The following is a 15,639-nucleotide window of genomic DNA, read 5'->3' as shown; positions in this document are numbered from 1 at the left end:
AAGGCCCTGGCTGAAGAATTGAACGGGCCCATCCACGCCCTTTCGGTCAAGGCGCTGGCTCCTGGAGAGCCGAGCTAGAATTATTTCCTGGTTCGCCGGACTGCGGCGGCCCGCCTGGGGAGGCGACATGAAGACGACGATGACCGTCAATGGCGAGGCGAGGACGCTCGACCTCGATCCGCGCACGACGCTGCTGGACGCCCTGCGCGAGCACCTGCACCTGACCGGCTCTAAGAAGGGCTGCGACCATGGCCAGTGCGGCGCCTGCACGGTGCTGGTGGGCGGGGTGCGGATCAATTCGTGCCTAAGCCTGGCCGTCATGCACGACGGCGACGACATCACCACCATCGAAGGGATCGGGACCGAAGCGGCCCTGCACCCGATGCAGGTCGCCTTCCTGGACCAGGACGCGTTCCAGTGCGGCTACTGCACCCCAGGCCAGATCTGTTCGGCGGTGGGCATGCTGAAGGAGGCCGCCGACAACTGGCCCAGCCAGGCGACCGACGACCTGACCGGCGCCATCTCGCTCACCGACGCCGAGATCCGCGAGCGGATGAGCGGCAACATCTGCCGCTGCTCGGCCTATCCCCAGATCCTGGCGGCGATCCGCGACGTGGCGGGAGACGCCGCATGAGGCCCTTCACCTACGAACGCGCCGCCGACGCCCTTTCGGCCGTGAAGGCCGTGGCTTCGACCCCGGGGGCGAAGTTCCTCGCCGGCGGCACCAACCTGCTGGACCTGATGAAGCTCGACATCGAGCGCCCGACGCACCTGGTGGATGTGGGTCGTCTGCCGCTGGCGGGAATCGAGAGCGCCGACGGCGGCGTCCGGCTGGGCGGGGCGGCGACCAACAGCCAGGTGGCGGCCGACGCCACGGTTCGGGCCCTCTATCCCGTCCTCGTCCAGGCCATCGTCTCGGGCGGGTCAGGCCAGCTGCGCAACAAGGCCACGGTGGGCGGCAACCTGCTGCAGAGGACCCGCTGCGCCTATTTCTACGACACCACCAAGCCCTGCAATAAGCGCCAGCCCGGCTCGGGTTGCGGCGCCCTGGGGGGGCTCAATCGCAACAGCGCCATCTTCGGCGCCAGCGACCATTGCATCGCCACCCACCCCTCTGACATGGCCGTGGCGCTGGCCGCGCTCGGCGCCAGCGTGGAAACCCTTTCGCCGGACGGGTCGTCGCGGACCCTCGCGGTGCAGGACCTGCACCGCCTGCCCGGCGACACCCCGCAGATCGAGACTGACCTCGTACCCGGCGAACTGATCACCGCCGTGATCCTGCCGCCGCCGCCCAAGGGCGGGCAGGCCTACGCCAAGGTCCGCGACCGGGCCTCCTATGCCGGGGGCCTGGCCAGCGTGGCGGTGGCCGGCGGCCAAGTCGCCTTCGGCGCCGTGGCCCACAAGGCCTGGCGCGCCGAAAAGACCGAGGCCGCGCTGGCGGCCGGCGCCTCGCCCGCCGAGGCCGTCGAGGCCGAGCTGGCGGACGCCCGGGCCAACGGCCGCAACGCCTTCAAGATCGATGTCATCCGCCGGCTGACGGTGGCGACGCTCGCCGAGCAAGGGAGGGGCGCATGAGCTCCGTCAAGGATTGGGCCGCGCCCAACCCCATCACCGAGAACCGCGGCGGGCTGATCGGCAAGGGCGTCGACCGCTACGAGGGCAAGCTGAAGGTCACCGGGACCGCGCCCTACGCCTATGAGGTCGAGCCGCCGTCGCCACCGGCCTATGGCTATCTGGTGACCGCGCCGATCGCGCGCGGCCGGATCGCCCGGATCGACGCCGCCGTCGCCGAGGCCTCGCCAGGCGTCCACTTCGTCTGGACCCATCACAACGTGCCGGCCCAGGCATCCCGGGGCAGTCGGGCCAATCCCCGCAGCCAGCGGGCCTCCAATCCCGCCCTGGTGGGCGACCGGATCGAGTATTTCGGCCAGTCGGTGGCCTTCGTCGTCGCCGACACCTTCGAGAACGCGCGGGCCGCGGCCAACTTGGTGGAGGTCGAGTACGCGGCCGAGCCTGCGGTGGTGGATTTCGCCGCCAGCCTGGATCAGGCCGACCAGCCTCCGGGCGAGGAGGACGTCCATATCGGCGATTTCCCCGGCGCCTATGGATCGGCCCCCGTGACGGTGGACGAAACCTATGTCAGTCCGGTCCAGAACCACGTGCAGATGGAGCCGGTGGCGACGCTCGCCTGGTGGGACGGCGACAAGGTCACGGTCCACACCTCGATCCAGATGGTGAAGGGCGGCCAGCATGCCCTGGCCGAGACCCTGGCCATCCCCGGCGACCGGGTCCACCTGCTGACCCGCTATATCGGCGGCGGGTTCGGCGGCAAGGGCCAGCCCTATGACGACCTGATCCTCGCCGCCCTGGGCGCGCGGGAGCTCGGGCGGCCGGTGAAGATCGCCTATACCCGCCAGCAGATGTTCCACGGCACCATCCACCGCCCCGCCGTGATCATGCGCGTGCGCCTGGGCGCCGAGCCGGACGGCCGGCTGACCGCCTTCGCGGTTGAGGCGACCACCCACTGCGCGCGCAATGCGATCTTCACCGAGCACGCGGCCAATTTCTCGCGCAACCTCTACGCCGCGCCCAACCGGCTGACCGGCCACCGCCTGGTGAAGATGGACCTGCCGGGGGCGGGCCCCATGCGGGCGCCTGGCGAGGCGCCGGGCATGCTCAGCCTGGAATGCGCCATGGACGAATTGGCCGAGAAGCTCGGCATGGACCCCATCGAGCTGCGCATCCGCAACGAGCCTGACGTGGACCCGGAGACCGGCAAGCCGTTCTCCATCCGCCAGTTGGTCCAGTGCCTGACCGAGGGCGCCCAGCGGTTCGCCTGGGACCGCCGCAACCCCAAGCCCGGCCAAGTCCGCGATGGGCGCTGGCTGGTGGGCATGGGCATGGCCTGCGCCATCCGCGGCAACTTCCTGCTGCCGGCCAAGGCGGGCGTGCGGATCGACGCCGACGGGACCATCACCCTGCGCCAAGGCATGACCGATATCGGCACCGGCACCTATACGATCCTGGCCCAGATCACCGCCGAGACCCTTGGCGTCTCCCTGGACAAGGTGAAGGTGGAGATCGGCGATTCCGAGTTCCCGCCGGCGCCGGGTTCTGGCGGCCAGTTCGGGGCCGCCACCGCCGGCTCGGCGGCCTATGAGGCCGGGATGAACCTGCGCAAAGCGCTGACAGAACTGGCGGTGGGTGACCCCAACTCGCCGCTCTATGGCGGGCCGGCCGAATACGTCACCTTCGAGAATGGCCTGATCGGCATCGAAAACCGCACCGAGGCCCTGGCCGCCCTGGTGGCCCGCGCCGCGCCCGAAGGGGTCTATGTGGAGGGATCCATCAGCCCCGCCGCCGACGCCCGCGACTATTCCCAGCACACCTACGGCGCCCACTTCGCCGAGGTCGGGGTCGACACGGTCACCGGCGAGGTGCGGATGCGCAAGATGTTCGGGGTGTTTGCCGCCGGCCGCATCCTCAACGCCAAGACGGCCAAGAGCCAGATCACCGGCGGCATGATCTGGGGCGTCGGAACGGCGCTCACCGAGGGCAACGCCGTCGACCCGCGCTATGGCTCGTTCATCAACCAGGACATGGCCGGATACCTGGTGCCCAGCCATGCCGACATCGTCGACCTGGACGCCATCTTCCTGGACGAGGCCGACGACAAGGCCAATCCCATGGGGATCAAGGGGGTCGGCGAGCTCGGCATCTGCGGGGCCGGGGCGGCGGTGGCCAACGCCATCTACAACGCCGTCGGCGTCCGGTTGCGCGACTATCCGATGACCCCGGACAAGGTGCTAGCCGGGATGATCGCCAAGGGGCTCTAGCGCCGACGGACCTGCCGAGGCTGCGTCCCGCGATAGGTCGAGGGCGTCACCCCGTAGGCGGCGCGGAAGGCGGCGGTGAAGTGGCTGTGGCTGGAGAAGCCCAGGTCGAGGGCCAGGCCCGCGAGGTCCTCGGTCTCCGGCAGCAGGGCCAGCGCGCGGGTCAGGCGCAGCCGGCGCTGGTAGCGGCCGATGGGCGTGCCCTCGGCGCGGTGGAATATCTCGGCCAGATAGACCGGCGAGACCCCCAGCGCCCGGCCGATCCGCGTCAGGGACAGGGGTTCGCTGGCCTGGGCCAGCATCTCCTTGACGGCTGCGACCAGCCGCAGCGGCCGTGGCCCCACAGGATCGGTGCGGGACGGCGGCGCCCCGAGCGCCGAGCGCAGCAGGCGCAGGGCGGCGTCCTCGATGGTGAGGCCGTCCTCGCCCTCGCCGCGCATCAGGGCCGCGGCGAGCCGCTGGGCGGTGTGCGACGCCGGGATAGTCAGCGCGTCGAACCGGGCGAGTCCCTCGCCGACCAGCTCCTCCAGGTGTTCGTCGGACAGGGTGAGGATGATGGCGCGCACGTTGTCGTCGGCCAGGCGGCGGTCGCGGGAGACCAGCCCCGGCGTGATCATCAGCACCTGGTTGGGGTCGCAGATCGCCTCGCGACGCCCGGCCTTGAAATGGAAGGTGCTGGCGATGGGGACCAGGATCTGGCGCTCGTCGGAGAGCACCTCGGCCGTCCAGTCGGCGGTCAGGCCGTGGGCCGTGGCGATGTCGACGCGCAGGACGCCATCGGCAACACGCCGCCGCGTTTCACGGAAGGCGTCGGGGCAGGGGCGCTGGTTCACGGGGCGAGCATGACCCCTGGCGCAGTTGCGGCGCTATCGGAAAATTCAGGTCGGGCGACCTGAAGAACCTGAAAGCCCGGCCATCCCGCGGCCGCTAGGCTCGGGGCCCGAGACGCCAAGAGGACCGCCCATGGACCCGAAACTGATGAGCCTGTTCCTCGCCACCGCGGCGGTCTTCGTGGCCCCCAGCGTGGCGCGGGCAGGGCCGGAGGATGACCGCAAGGCCGTCGCGGCCCTCGATCTGGCCTACCAGGCCGCGGTGAAGCGCAACGACGCTGCGGCCATGGGCGCGATCCTGCACGACGACTTCACCCTGGTGCTGGGCGATGGCCGCACGATCTCGCGCGACGATCTGCTGAAGGAGGCGCGGGCCGGTTCGATCACCTACGAGCAGCAGGACGAGGACCCCGGCACCCAGGCCGTGCGGGTCTGGGGCGACACCGCTGTGGTGACCGCCCGCCTCTGGGTGAAGGGCGTCGACGCCGAGGGCGCCTTTGATCGCAGGCTGTGGTTCAGCGACACCTATGTGCGCACGCCCAAGGGCTGGCGCTACGCCTTCGCCCAGGCCTCGCTCGCCCTGCCGAAATAGCGGGGACGGGCCGGGCCGGCCTAGGTCGCCGCCTTGAGGACGGTGGTCTTGTTGATCCGGAACGGGATGCTGAACGTGGCGAGCCCGGGGACGCCAAACTCGGCGACATAGTAGGTGGTCAGCCGGGCGACCTTGCCGGCGGGGATGGTCTCCGTCGTGAGCGTGATGGTCACATCGGTCTTGGCGGTGGTGTCCAGGTGGCTCGTCACGATGGCCTGCGCCGCGGCTTGGGTGAGCTGCGGATCGATCAGCAAGGCGCGGTTGGCCCGCTCCATCGCGCTGCGGACGCTGGAGAGCCTGTGCTGCGTCCAGCCGAACTGCATGATGCCAAGAAGCAGCATGATCATGACGGGCGCCACCAGGGCGAACTCCACGGCCGATGTTCCGCCCTCGCTCGCCGCGGCCCGAAGCGCTCGCTGAAGCCTAGCGGACACGGACGACCGTCCTGTCGGTGACTTCGCGACCGTCGCGGTGCAGCGGCGCCGTGGCCGAGAGGGTCACATAGACCGCCGGCGGGCGACTGGCCGGACAGAGGCTGGCGCAGGCCACCACGACCTCGCCGCAGCGGCAGGCCCGCGTCGTCATGACGACGCCCGCCTCGGGCTTGTTGCGCCAATTGGAGCGGGCCAGGGAAGCGGCGACCGCGTCGTCGGATCCGCCGTTCATGTAGTAGTGGGCGCCGACCTCCAGCGCGCTGCGCATCTCCTGGCGGCCCTCGGCGAATTGCCAGACGGCGAAGGACGCCGCCGCCAGCAGGGCGATCGCCGGCGTTATGAGCGCGAACTCGATGGCCGCCACGCCGCGGCGGTCACGATGGAAGGCGCGGAGGAAGGTCCTCATGCCGTCAGCCTCACGAGATTGAGCAGGGGGATAGCGGTCATGCCGAAGGCGCTGCAGTCGACGCCGACGGTGGCGTTCCCCGTCCACTGGATGATGCGCGCCACGACCTGGGTACAGCCGTTCTGCCCGGAGAAGTTGCCCTGGTAGTCGACCTCCTGGGAGGCGTAGTAGATCGCCCCGGTCATCTGCGAGCTGGCGTCGCCGAGGAACTTGTTGTTCCCGCCCACGGTGTTGCGGTCACCAAAGAATAGGATGCCCGAATAGTCGCCGCTGGCCGGCGCGGTGAGGTCCACATGGGCCGAGCCGTTCATTTTCACGTGGCCGTCGTTCGTGGTGTAGATGGTCACTCCCGAGCCGGTGACACTGGCTGTGGCGTTCACCGTGAAGTCGCCCTCCACGTAGTAGACGCCGGGATTGAGGGTCAGGTTTCCCTTGGCGGTCAGGCCGCTGCAGTAGCGGCCCGGATTGAGCGTGCCGTTGGTCGGGACTGGCTTGCAACTGCCGCTAGGCGTCGGCGCCGGAACGTTCTTATAGGGGTCGGCGACCGGTGACTGCTCGGTCATCGGGGCGTCGCACTCACTCATGGTCAGGCCGGATGTGGCCGTGACCCCGCCCGCGGCGATGACGCAGTCCGTGGACAGCTTGGCCGAGCCCTGGACGTTGACCGCGTCCGCGGCCACGGAGTTCGACATGACGCTGCAGCCGTCGAGGGTCAGGATCGAGCTGCCGGAAAACTGCGCCGCCGCGCTGGCGGTCGGATCCAGGGCAAGGAGGCAGGCGCTGGCGGCTGAGTTGTAGGTCGCCACGGCGCGGCTCGACAGCCTCACCTCGTTCTTCAGGAAGAAGGCGCTGAAATATCGAGGCGCCTCATCGCGCAGGATCACCTCGACCTGGCCACCGCCGTTCTGGGCCGTCCGGGTCACCTGAATCGTGCCGGGCCCGATCTCGAAGCCGTTGTCGGTGACAGTGAGGTTGGCCACCGTCTGGATTTCTTCCTCCGACGAGCCCGACCGATCCTCGATCGCCGCCGCGTAGGCCGCGGCGTCCGCCGCCGACTGCATCGCCTGATACTTGAAGTACCAGGAGGTGGTCTCGATCCCGAGGGCCGATCCGCCGATCACCAGCGGCAGACCCAATGCGAACAGGACGGCGACGTTGCCGCGCGTATCCTGAGAGAACACCTTGCGTGTCGACATCCTCGCCCCCGGTTTCAGATCGTGAGCGCAGCATGCCGGACCGTGCTAAATCCTGGCCTAATCGAAAGAGTTAATTCGACGAAAACCCAAGAATCCTTTGAGAATAAGCGGATTCCCGAACCGCATTAAAGGTAATTAGGAAAAATGGATTCAGCATGCCCTGAGTAACGGCGTAGGAAATACTTTCGCTGCTAAATCAAAGCTCAAGCGCGGTGTGTCTCTGGGCGCGCGCGTTCGAGGCCGCCGCGCGCCGCCATCCGAGGCCGGAGGTCAGAGGACCTTGGCGCGGAGCTCGCCGAGAATCCGGGCCAGGTCGCCCTCGCGGAACGGTTTCTGCAGGACCATCGAACCCTTGTCGACGTCGCGCAGGCCGGCGTCACCGTAGCCGGTGGCGAAGGCGAACGGCGCGCCCCTGGCCCGCAGCAGATCGGCCAGGGGAAAGATCGGTTGTCCGCCGAGATTTACGTCGAGGACCGCGCAGTCCAGTTCGGCGGTGTTGGCCAGTTCGATCGCCTCGTCGAGCCGCGAGGCGGGACCCACGACTTTGCAGCCCAGGTCTTCCAGCATGTCCTCGATCAGCATCGAGACCATCATCTCATCCTCGACCACGAGGACTCGGAGGCCTGCTAGATCAGGAATTTCGCTCATTCTCGCTCCCAAACCCCGGAATTCTCCGGCGTCACCACAAGAGCCGCGCCGAACAGATTATAGTCAAGTCCGCGCGCCGGGGCGAGGCTGTCCGACGGACGACACCCCCAGCATCGTCCGTCGGACCAGAATCGCAATTCCTCGCGATCCACTGTGACGATTGAAGGCTTTCCACCAGCGGGTGTCTGTCGTCTTCCCGACCGTCAGACTTCAACGGTGTCCTGGGGCGGCGAGATGCGCAGGCAGGTGATCTGATTCCGTTCGCGCTTGACCACCTGGAAGCGATGGCCATGGAAGGTCCAGGTCTGGCCGACCTTGGGGATGGTCTGGGCCTCGTGGATCACCAGGCCGGCCACGGTGACGGCGTCGTCGTCGGGCAAGTTCCAGTCGAGCGCGCGGTTCAGGTCACGGATCGCCACCCAGCCGTCGACCATCACCGATCCGTCCGGTTGGGCGCGCACGCCCTCGAGCGCGCTGTCGTGCTCGTCCTCGATCTCGCCGACGATCTCCTCGAGGATGTCCTCCAGGGTGATCAGGCCCTGCAGGGAGCCGTACTCGTCCACCACAAGGGCGAAGTGGCTTTGGCGTTTGAGGAAGGCGTTGAGCTGGTCCTTCAGGCTGGTGGTCTCGGGGATGAACCAGGGCTCGCGCACAATGGCCGGGATGTCCAGCTTCTCGAAGGCGGCGTTGGAATCGGCCATGGCGACCAGCAGATCCTTGGCGTGCAGGATGCCGATGATGTTCTCGGTGTCGTTGCGATAGAGCGGAACGCGGCTGTGGCCGCTCTCCAGCATGGCCGTCACCAGCTCACGGGGCGGCAGGTCGGCGTCGATCATCGAGATCGACTTGCGGTGGACCATCACCTGGGTGACATCCATCTCCGACAGGTCCAGCACTCCGCCCAGCATGCGGCGGTCGCGGCTCTCCACCAGGCCCTCGGAGTGGTGGTACTCCACCGCGCCGCGGATCTCCTCGTGGGCCGCCAGGACGTCGGTCTCCATGGAGAGGTTGATGCCGAAGGGCTTGAGCGTCTGGCGCACGATCCACTGGGCGCCGTTGGCCAGCGGCCCGAAGATTCGCACCACCCAATAGGTCGGGATGGAGAGCGCCCGGGCGACGTCGTCGGCGCGCGCGATGGCCAGGGATTTCGGCAGGATCTCGGCGAAGATCACGATCAGCACGGTCATCACCGCGGTGGCGATCAGGGCGCCGATCGGACCGGGGAAGGCCGTGGAGAGGGCCAGGGTGGTCAGCGCCGAGGCGCCGATATTGATGACGTTGTTGGAGAGCAGGATCGCCCCGATCATCCGCTCCTGATCGGCGATGAGAACGTTCACCCGCCGGGCGGCGCGGTCGCCCTCTCGTTCCAACTGGTGCATCCGGCCGCGGCTGGCCGCGGTCATCGAGGTCTCGGCGGCCGATATCAGTCCCGAGAGGCCCAGCAGGACGACCAGGACCGGCGCCAGGCCGGCGAGGATCGCGATGATCACGGGGAAGCTCCTTCGGAGATCAGGAAGTCGTGGACGGCCTGGGCGGAGACATCCTTGGCGACGAACGCATCGCCCAGCGCGCGCGCCAGGATGAAGGTCAGCTTGCCGCCCTCGGCCTTCTTGTCCTGGCCCATGTGGCGGACCAGCGCGTCGGCGGCGAAGGGTGTCGCCGCAACGCCGGCCAGGCGGGTGGGCAGGCCGGCGGCGGCGATGGCCGCCTCGGCCCGCTGGGCGTCCTGGCTCGGGCAGAGCCCCTGGGCGGCGGAAAACCGGAAGGCGATGGCCGAGCCCGCCGCCACGGCCTCGCCGTGCAAAAGGCTCTCGCCGAAGCCGGTCTCGGCCTCCAGGGCGTGGCCGAACGTGTGACCGAGATTCAGCAGGGCGCGGCGGCCCGCTTCCTTCTCGTCCTCGGCGACGATCTCGGCCTTCATCTCGACCGAGCGGGCGACGGCGTGTCCCAGGGCCTCGGGGTCCCGCGCCAGGACCTTCGGCCCGTTCGTCTCCAGCCATTCGAAGAAGGCGAAGTCGCCGAGCAGGCCGTACTTGATCACCTCGGCGTATCCGGCGCGCATCTCGCGGTCGGAAAGGGTGGCGAGCACGTCGAGGTCGGCCAGGACCAGCAGGGGCTGGTGGAAGGCGCCGATGAGGTTCTTGCCCCGGGGGGTGTCGATGGCGGTCTTGCCGCCCACCGAGGAGTCCACCTGGGCCAGCAGGGTGGTGGGGATCTGCACGAAGTCGATCCCGCGCTTGTAGATCGCCGCGGCGAAGCCCGCGAGGTCGCCGACCACGCCGCCGCCGAAGGCGGTGACGACATCGCCGCGGTCCAGCTCCAGGGCCAGCAGGCGGTCGCTGACCTGCGCCAGACCCTCCCAACTCTTGGTCGGTTCGCCGGGCGGCATGACGATGGGATGGCAGGCGATGCCGGCCGCCTCGAGGGCCGTGGTCAGGCGCGCACCGTGCAGGGCCCAGACGGTCTCGTCGGTGACCACCGCGGTGCGCGGGCGCTTGAACAGGGGTCGCAGGCAGGTCCCGGCCAGGTCCAGCAGGCCTACGCCGATCACCACGTCATAGGCGCGGTCCTCCAGGCCGACGCGGACGGTGCGGCTCATCGGGGATGGTCCTGCAGATGGGCGGTCATGGCCTGGATCACCTGGTCGACGGTCACGTGGTGGGCGGCGTCGCCGGTCTCCACCACCACATCGGCCTCGGCATAGAACGGATAGCGCTCCGCCGCCTGGGCCTGTAGCACGTCCAGCGGGTCCTTGCCGGAGATGAGAGGTCGGTTCTCCTTGCGCGACACCCGTCGGGCCAGAACGTCGAGGTCGGCCTTCAGCCAGACCGAGATCGAGCGGGACTTGATCAGGGCGCGTGTCTCGGGGTTCATGAAGGCGCCGCCGCCGGTGGCTAGGACATGCGGCGGGTCTTCCAACAGGCGGGCGATCACCCGGCGCTCGCCCTCCCGGAAGGCGGCCTCGCCCAGGTCGGCGAAGATGTCGGGTATGGAGCGGCCGGCCGCGGCCTCGACCTCCGCGTCGGCGTCGCGGAACGGCAGGTCGAGCGCGCTGGCGAGCCGGCGGCCCACGCTCGATTTCCCAACGCCCATCAAGCCCACGAGGGCGATGGTCCGGGCGCGCAGCGGTGTGTAACGGTCCATGAACGGCGAAGGTCTACACGAGCAAGGCCCCTCGCGCCAACTTCAGGCGTTGAGTTAGGTTGAGGTGGTGATGGCTCGAAGGATCATCGGCGTGGCGCTCGGCGCCCTTCTGCTCTCCAGCGCGGCGATCGCGCAGGAAGTGGCCGTCACCCCCTTGGCCGCGCCGGACCATTTTTCCACGGCTGGCCGGGAGACCGGTCTGGGGCCGGATCTGTGGCGCGGAACCTCCCCCGGCATCGCGCGCGCGGTGATCGTCCTGCTGGCGACCAAGCCGCTGTCGCCGGCCGGCCGGGGCTTGGCCAGCCGGGTGCTGGCCACCGGCGCCACGGGCCCGGAGGGCGTCGGTCAGGACGCGGGACTGGCCGGGGCGCGGGTCTCGGCCCTGCTGGCCCAGGGCGCCGTGGCCGAGGCCAGCGCAATTCTCGACCGCTCCTCCGGTCTGGACCGCTCGCCCGAACTGGCGCGCGCGGCGGCCGAGGCGGCCCTGTTGGCCAACGCCCCGGACCGCGCCTGCACGATCGCGGCGCAACTGGCGACCGGCCGGGACGACATCTACTGGCTGCGCCTGCGCGCCTATTGCCAGCAGCAGGCGGGGGAGGCGGGCGCGGCCCAACTCACCTTCGACCTCGCCCAGAGCCAGGCCCGTGACGCGGCCTACGGTCGGCTGATGGGTGTGAAGCTTGCCGGCGGGGGAAATCCCGGCCCCGCCTCGCTGCGCAACGGCCTGGACTACACCCTGTCGCGCGACCTCTCCCTGGACCTCAGTCAGGCCAAGGCTTCGCCTGCGGTCGCCGCGGCCCTGGAACGCGGCCTGGCGGTGACGACGGCGCCGGACGATCCCGTCCTGGCCGACGCCGTCAGCCTGGTGAAGTCCGGACAGCCCGACGCCGCCACCCTGGCCCGGCTCACGGATCGCGCGGCGGCCGCCGACGGCAAGGCGCGACCCAAGGCCCAGAACGCCGCCCTCATCTTCGCCGCCCTCGGGTCCCCCGCCGACGCCAAGGCGCGCGGGGAACTCGCCACCTATACCGGTGCGGAGGCCAAGGCCTCGCCTTCGCGGATGCTGGCCCTGGACCTGGCGGCCGACCGAAAGCTGGTGGGCGAGACCGCCTTGCTGGCCCTGTGGCTCTCCGCCGACGCAGGGGCGGCCGGGCTGCCCACAGGCGACCGGGTCCGCATCATCCGGGCGCTGAAGGCCGTGGGTCTGGACGAGGACGCGCGGGCCTATGCGGCCGAGGGTTTGGCGGCGCAGCGATGAGCGGCTCGGGCTGGGTCGAGGCCTTCCTGGAGATGATGGCGGTGGAGCGGGCCTCGGCCCGCAACACCCTCACCGCCTACGGCAAGGACCTGGTCGACGCGCAAGCCTTCCTGGGCGCCAGGGGGCGTGACCTGGCCGCCGCCTCGGTCGAGGACATCGAGAGCTATTTCGCGGCCCTGAGCGACCGGGGCCTGTCGCCGGCCACCGCGGCGCGCCGCCGGGCCGCCGTGCGCCAGTTCTACCGTTTCGTGCTGGGGGAGGGCTGGCGCAGTGACGACCCGTCCCGCCGGGTGGAGGCGCCCAAGAAGGGCCGGCCTCTGCCCAAGGTGCTGAGCCGGGCGGAGGTGGACGCCATCATCGCCTCGGCCAGCGCCCGCGACGGGACCCAGGGCCTGCGCCTGGGCTGCATGGTGGAGCTGGCCTATGCCTCGGGGCTGCGGATCTCGGAGCTCACCGCCCTGCCGCTGGCGGTGCTGGCCCGCGACCCGGCCTATCTGATCGTCAAGGGCAAGGGCGGCAAGGAGCGGCTGGCTCCGCTGAACGCCGCGGCGCGCACGGCGGTGAAAGCCTATCTGGAGGTCCGCAAGGGCTTTCTGCCCAAGGGCGACGCCGCCAATCCGTGGCTGTTCCCCTCCCGCGGCAAGGGCGGGCGCCTGACGCCGCGCCGGTTCGCCCAGCTGCTGGACGAGGCCGCCGTCGACGCCGGGATCGATCCAGCCCGGGTCAGCCCCCACGTCCTGCGCCACGCCTTCGCCACCCACCTCCTCGAGGGCGGCGCCGACCTGCGGGTGGTGCAGAAGCTGCTGGGTCACGCCGACATCGCCACCACCCAGATCTACACCCACGTGGCCGGCGATCGCCTGGCCGAGGTGGTCGCGACCAAGCACCCCCTGGCCAAGAAGAGCTGAGCGCAAAAAAGGCCGCCCGCGTGAGCGGACGGCCTCTTGTCGCGGAAGCCGGCTAGCCGGTGATGCGGTAGCGGCCCTCACGGTCCGGGCAGACCCGGACGTAGCGGTACTCGTCGCCGCGGATGGGCGCAGGCGCCAGGCGGCAACGCTGGCGGCTGTAGTAGCTGTAGTCGTACTGGCCCGAGCGGCGACCGCGCTCATAGCGGCTCTCGCGGTACGGGATGGTCTGGTCGTAGCTGTAATAATAGCCCGTGTCGTCGCACTTGGCGTTCTCGTGGGCTCGGCCGACGCCGGCGCCGATGGCCCCGCCGACCACGGCGCCGAGCACCGCGCCCTCGGTACGGGCGTTGCGCGCCGCCACGTTGGAGCCGAGGGCCGCGCCGGCAAGCGCGCCGATCAGGCCGCCGGCCACGGTGCTGTTGTTACTGCGGCGATCCCGGCAGGGATCGACATATGTCCCCGAATAGGACGCATCGCGGCCATAGTCGCCGGCGGCCCAGATCGGCGGCGGGCCGTAGCGACGCTCATAGGCGCCCATGCCGTGCTGGCGGTCGTAGGTGCGGCGGTCGGCTTCGTACCGGCGAAGCTCGCGGTCGTAATCGTCGCGGCTCGACCACCTCACGCTCCGATAGCGGTCGCTCCAATAGGAGTCGTCCCAGGCGGGGGCGGGGCCGTAGACGCGGATATAGGCGCCGGGGCCATAGCGGGCGTCATAGCGGGCGCGTTCGCGCTCATAGGTTTCGCGACGCTCTTCATAGCTGGCGCGAGCCTGTTCGTACTGTTCGCGCCGGTCGGCGTAGTCGGCCCGGTCGTTCTCGTAGGTGCGCAGGTCGCGCTGATACTGCTGGGTCGGCTGGTACTGGGCGAACGCCGGCGCGGCGGTGGCCAGGGCGGCGGTCGCGACAAGGGCGATCTTGATGGCTCTCATAGTAGACTCCTGACGTCAGACGCTGAACGCGCCACTCTGCGAAGGGGAGCCTCCCGCCAGCCTCCCGCCGGACGTGGGTTCGGTTCGACCTCGGCTTCCAAAACGTTCCTCTAGGGTGGAGGTTGCACAGCGCGACTGGGGTCCGTCCAAGGCGATGAAACCACAAGCTGCTCGCCGGACTTGTTAGGCTGAAGGTTCCCGCCTAATTTCCGCCCCTTCCGCAGACGGAAGCGAAACAGAAGATTCCTCGAATGGCCGCGCACTACCTCGAGTTCGAGCGCCCTATCGCCGACCTCGAAGCCAAGATCGAGGAGCTCTCGAAACTGTCCGAGACCACGGGCTCCGGCGCCCTGGACGGCGAGATCGAGGCCCTGCGCGCCCGCGCCCAGGACATGCGCCGTCAGGCCTATTCCAAGCTGGACGCCTGGCAGAAGACCCAGGTGGCGCGTCATCCCGACCGGCCGCATTTCGTGGACTATGTCGGCGGGCTGATCGAGGAATTCGTGGAGCTGCGCGGCGACCGCAAGTTCGCCGACGACCAGGCGATCATGGGCGGCCTGGGCCGATTCCGCGGTCAGCCGGTGGTGGTCATCGGTCATGAGAGGGGCCGAGACACCGTCACCCGCGTGAAGCACAATTTCGGCTATGCCCGGCCCGAGGGCTACCGCAAGGCGACCCGGCTGATGGAGATGGCCGAGCGCTTCAACCTGCCGGTCATCAGCTTCGTGGATACGCCCGGCGCTTATCCGGGCCTCGGGTCCGAGGAGCGTGGCGTGGCCGAGGCCATCGCGCGCTCGACCGAGACATGTCTGATGCTGGGTGTGCCCATGGTGGCCGTGGTGACTGGCGAAGGCGGGTCCGGCGGAGCGATCGCCATGGCCTCCGGCAATCGCGTGCTGATCCTGGAGCACGCCGTCTATTCGGTGATCACGCCGGAGGGCGCCAACTCCATCCTCTGGCGTAGCGCCCGCACCGCCGAGGAAGCCGCCAAGGCGATGAAGATCACTGCCCAGGACCTGATCGGCATGAAGATCGTCGACCGGATCATCCCCGAACCGCCCGGCGGGGCCCATTCCGACATGGAGGCCGCCATCCAAGCCGTTGGCGACGCCGTCGCCCAGGAACTTGAGTCTCTGGCCGGGATGAGCGTCGAGCAGCTGCGCAAGCAGCGCTCCGACCGGTTCTACGCCATCGGCCGGTCCGGGCTGCAATAGCAAGATCATTGCTCAAACGGCTTGCCTGACGCCCCGGCGCCGGGTTCATTGTCTTCCAAACAGCTGTTTGGGAGAACGTCGTGGCTCTGAAGACCCGTTTCACCGAACTCGTGGGCGTCGAGCATCCGATCGTCCAGGGCGGCATGCAGTGGGTCGGCCGGGCCGAGCTGGTCGCCGCGGTCGCCAACGCCGGCGGCCTGGGCTTCATCACCGCCTTGACCCAGCCCACGCCGGACAAGCTGCGCGAG

At 69.4% G+C, this 15,639-nt stretch carries 17 protein-coding genes; 8 read left to right on the top strand and 9 right to left on the bottom strand.

All coding sequences use genetic code 11. The features are described from left to right. Nucleotides 1-127: 127 nt before the first annotated feature. From Q8Q88_RS10270 to Q8Q88_RS10260, 3 genes are read left to right on the top strand one after another with little or no spacing between them, the layout of a single operon-like run. Nucleotides 128-634: a 2Fe-2S iron-sulfur cluster-binding protein gene (locus Q8Q88_RS10270; protein WP_305675097.1), complete on the top strand. Its 507-nt coding sequence runs from the start codon at nt 128-130 to the stop codon at nt 632-634. After that, on the top strand, nt 631-1,575 hold the full coding sequence (locus tag Q8Q88_RS10265; protein ID WP_305675096.1) for a xanthine dehydrogenase family protein subunit M: 945 nt from the start codon (nt 631-633) through the stop codon (nt 1,573-1,575). The genes Q8Q88_RS10270 and Q8Q88_RS10265 overlap by 4 nt, the downstream gene beginning before the upstream one ends. Beyond that, complete coding sequence (locus Q8Q88_RS10260; protein WP_305675095.1) at nt 1,572-3,836, top strand: xanthine dehydrogenase family protein molybdopterin-binding subunit; 2,265 nt, start codon at nt 1,572-1,574, stop codon at nt 3,834-3,836. The genes Q8Q88_RS10265 and Q8Q88_RS10260 overlap by 4 nt, the downstream gene beginning before the upstream one ends. On the opposite strand, the gene Q8Q88_RS10255 is transcribed toward Q8Q88_RS10260, so the two are convergent. Then, on the bottom strand, nt 3,833-4,666 hold the full coding sequence (locus Q8Q88_RS10255) for an AraC family transcriptional regulator (protein WP_305675094.1): 834 nt from the start codon (nt 4,664-4,666) through the stop codon (nt 3,833-3,835). The genes Q8Q88_RS10260 and Q8Q88_RS10255 overlap by 4 nt on opposite strands. A gap of 130 nt (nt 4,667-4,796) precedes the next feature. On the opposite strand from Q8Q88_RS10255, the gene Q8Q88_RS10250 reads away from it, so the two are divergent. After that, nucleotides 4,797-5,255, top strand: coding sequence for a nuclear transport factor 2 family protein (locus Q8Q88_RS10250; protein WP_305675093.1), 459 nt, complete (start codon nt 4,797-4,799; stop codon nt 5,253-5,255). A gap of 20 nt (nt 5,256-5,275) precedes the next feature. Here the strand turns inward: Q8Q88_RS10250 and Q8Q88_RS10245 are convergent, their stop codons facing one another. The 7 genes from Q8Q88_RS10245 to Q8Q88_RS10215 all read right to left on the bottom strand — a co-directional run bounded on the left by Q8Q88_RS10245 (nt 5,276) and on the right by Q8Q88_RS10215 (nt 11,083). Further along, nucleotides 5,276-5,629 carry a TadE/TadG family type IV pilus assembly protein gene (locus Q8Q88_RS10245; RefSeq protein WP_305675092.1) on the bottom strand — a complete coding sequence of 118 codons (354 nt, stop codon included), beginning with the start codon at nt 5,627-5,629 and terminating at the stop codon, nt 5,276-5,278. Between the two features lie 49 nt (nt 5,630-5,678). Then, the gene (locus Q8Q88_RS10240; protein ID WP_305675091.1) at nt 5,679-6,095 is read right to left on the bottom strand and encodes a TadE/TadG family type IV pilus assembly protein; all 417 of its coding nucleotides are present in this window, start codon (nt 6,093-6,095) and stop codon (nt 5,679-5,681) included. After that, entirely contained in the window at nt 6,092-7,291 is a 1,200-nt protein-coding gene (locus Q8Q88_RS10235) for a pilus assembly protein TadG-related protein (RefSeq protein ID WP_305675090.1), read from the bottom strand. The genes Q8Q88_RS10240 and Q8Q88_RS10235 overlap by 4 nt, the downstream gene beginning before the upstream one ends. Before the next feature lie 270 nt (nt 7,292-7,561). Next, nucleotides 7,562-7,939: a response regulator gene (locus tag Q8Q88_RS10230; protein WP_371129840.1), complete on the bottom strand. Its 378-nt coding sequence runs from the start codon at nt 7,937-7,939 to the stop codon at nt 7,562-7,564. A gap of 203 nt (nt 7,940-8,142) precedes the next feature. Continuing rightward, nucleotides 8,143-9,429 (bottom strand): HlyC/CorC family transporter, encoded by a 1,287-nt coding sequence (locus Q8Q88_RS10225; RefSeq protein ID WP_305675089.1) that lies wholly within the window; start codon nt 9,427-9,429, stop codon nt 8,143-8,145. After that, nucleotides 9,426-10,538 (bottom strand): 3-dehydroquinate synthase, encoded by a 1,113-nt coding sequence (aroB, locus tag Q8Q88_RS10220; protein WP_305675088.1) that lies wholly within the window; start codon nt 10,536-10,538, stop codon nt 9,426-9,428. The genes Q8Q88_RS10225 and aroB overlap by 4 nt, the downstream gene beginning before the upstream one ends. Then, on the bottom strand, nt 10,535-11,083 hold the full coding sequence (locus Q8Q88_RS10215; protein ID WP_305675087.1) for a shikimate kinase: 549 nt from the start codon (nt 11,081-11,083) through the stop codon (nt 10,535-10,537). Before Q8Q88_RS10215 ends, aroB begins: the two co-directional genes overlap by 4 nt. Before the next feature lie 70 nt (nt 11,084-11,153). Between Q8Q88_RS10215 and Q8Q88_RS10210 the strand changes: the two genes are divergently transcribed. Further along, complete coding sequence (locus tag Q8Q88_RS10210; RefSeq protein ID WP_305675086.1) at nt 11,154-12,341, top strand: hypothetical protein; 1,188 nt, start codon at nt 11,154-11,156, stop codon at nt 12,339-12,341. Next, complete coding sequence (locus Q8Q88_RS10205) at nt 12,338-13,249, top strand: site-specific tyrosine recombinase XerD (RefSeq protein ID WP_305675085.1); 912 nt, start codon at nt 12,338-12,340, stop codon at nt 13,247-13,249. The genes Q8Q88_RS10210 and Q8Q88_RS10205 overlap by 4 nt, the downstream gene beginning before the upstream one ends. 52 nt (nt 13,250-13,301) lie before the next feature. On the opposite strand, the gene Q8Q88_RS10200 is transcribed toward Q8Q88_RS10205, so the two are convergent. Next, nucleotides 13,302-14,177, bottom strand: a complete 876-nt coding sequence (locus tag Q8Q88_RS10200; RefSeq protein WP_305675084.1) for a glycine zipper family protein — start codon at nt 14,175-14,177, stop codon at nt 13,302-13,304. A gap of 251 nt (nt 14,178-14,428) precedes the next feature. Here Q8Q88_RS10200 and Q8Q88_RS10195 point away from each other — a divergent pair, with 251 nt between their 5' ends. Both Q8Q88_RS10195 and Q8Q88_RS10190 read left to right on the top strand, forming a co-directional pair. Beyond that, nucleotides 14,429-15,391 carry an acetyl-CoA carboxylase carboxyltransferase subunit alpha gene (locus tag Q8Q88_RS10195; RefSeq protein ID WP_305675083.1) on the top strand — a complete coding sequence of 321 codons (963 nt, stop codon included), beginning with the start codon at nt 14,429-14,431 and terminating at the stop codon, nt 15,389-15,391. A gap of 47 nt (nt 15,392-15,438) precedes the next feature. Continuing rightward, the coding region (locus Q8Q88_RS10190) for a nitronate monooxygenase (RefSeq protein WP_305675098.1) at nt 15,439-15,639 on the top strand (201 nt) is incomplete at its 3' end.

This window comes from Phenylobacterium sp. (assembly GCF_030697925.1).
Classification (GTDB): domain Bacteria; phylum Pseudomonadota; class Alphaproteobacteria; order Caulobacterales; family Caulobacteraceae; genus Phenylobacterium.
Note: the sequence above shows the minus strand (reverse complement) of the source record. Positions and strands in the feature narration are given on the sequence as shown.

Excerpts from the sequence above, each read along its gene's own strand:
- Q8Q88_RS10260 (WP_305675095.1), top strand. The coding sequence starts at position 1,572 with ATGAGCTCCGTCAAGGATTGGGCCGCGCCCAACCCCATCACCGAGAAC.
- Q8Q88_RS10250 (WP_305675093.1), top strand. The coding sequence starts at position 4,797 with ATGGACCCGAAACTGATGAGCCTGTTCCTCGCCACCGCGGCGGTCTTC.
- Q8Q88_RS10205 (WP_305675085.1), top strand. The coding sequence starts at position 12,338 with ATGAGCGGCTCGGGCTGGGTCGAGGCCTTCCTGGAGATGATGGCGGTG.
- Q8Q88_RS10230 (WP_371129840.1), bottom strand. The coding sequence starts at position 7,939 with ATGAGCGAAATTCCTGATCTAGCAGGCCTCCGAGTCCTCGTGGTCGAG.
- Q8Q88_RS10200 (WP_305675084.1), bottom strand. The coding sequence starts at position 14,177 with ATGAGAGCCATCAAGATCGCCCTTGTCGCGACCGCCGCCCTGGCCACC.
- aroB (WP_305675088.1), bottom strand. The coding sequence starts at position 10,538 with ATGAGCCGCACCGTCCGCGTCGGCCTGGAGGACCGCGCCTATGACGTG.
- Q8Q88_RS10235 (WP_305675090.1), bottom strand. The coding sequence starts at position 7,291 with ATGTCGACACGCAAGGTGTTCTCTCAGGATACGCGCGGCAACGTCGCC.
- Q8Q88_RS10195 (WP_305675083.1), top strand. The coding sequence starts at position 14,429 with ATGGCCGCGCACTACCTCGAGTTCGAGCGCCCTATCGCCGACCTCGAA.
- Q8Q88_RS10265 (WP_305675096.1), top strand. The coding sequence starts at position 631 with ATGAGGCCCTTCACCTACGAACGCGCCGCCGACGCCCTTTCGGCCGTG.
- Q8Q88_RS10240 (WP_305675091.1), bottom strand. The coding sequence starts at position 6,095 with ATGAGGACCTTCCTCCGCGCCTTCCATCGTGACCGCCGCGGCGTGGCG.
- Q8Q88_RS10270 (WP_305675097.1), top strand. The coding sequence starts at position 128 with ATGAAGACGACGATGACCGTCAATGGCGAGGCGAGGACGCTCGACCTC.
- Q8Q88_RS10215 (WP_305675087.1), bottom strand. The coding sequence starts at position 11,083 with ATGGACCGTTACACACCGCTGCGCGCCCGGACCATCGCCCTCGTGGGC.
- Q8Q88_RS10210 (WP_305675086.1), top strand. The coding sequence starts at position 11,154 with ATGGCTCGAAGGATCATCGGCGTGGCGCTCGGCGCCCTTCTGCTCTCC.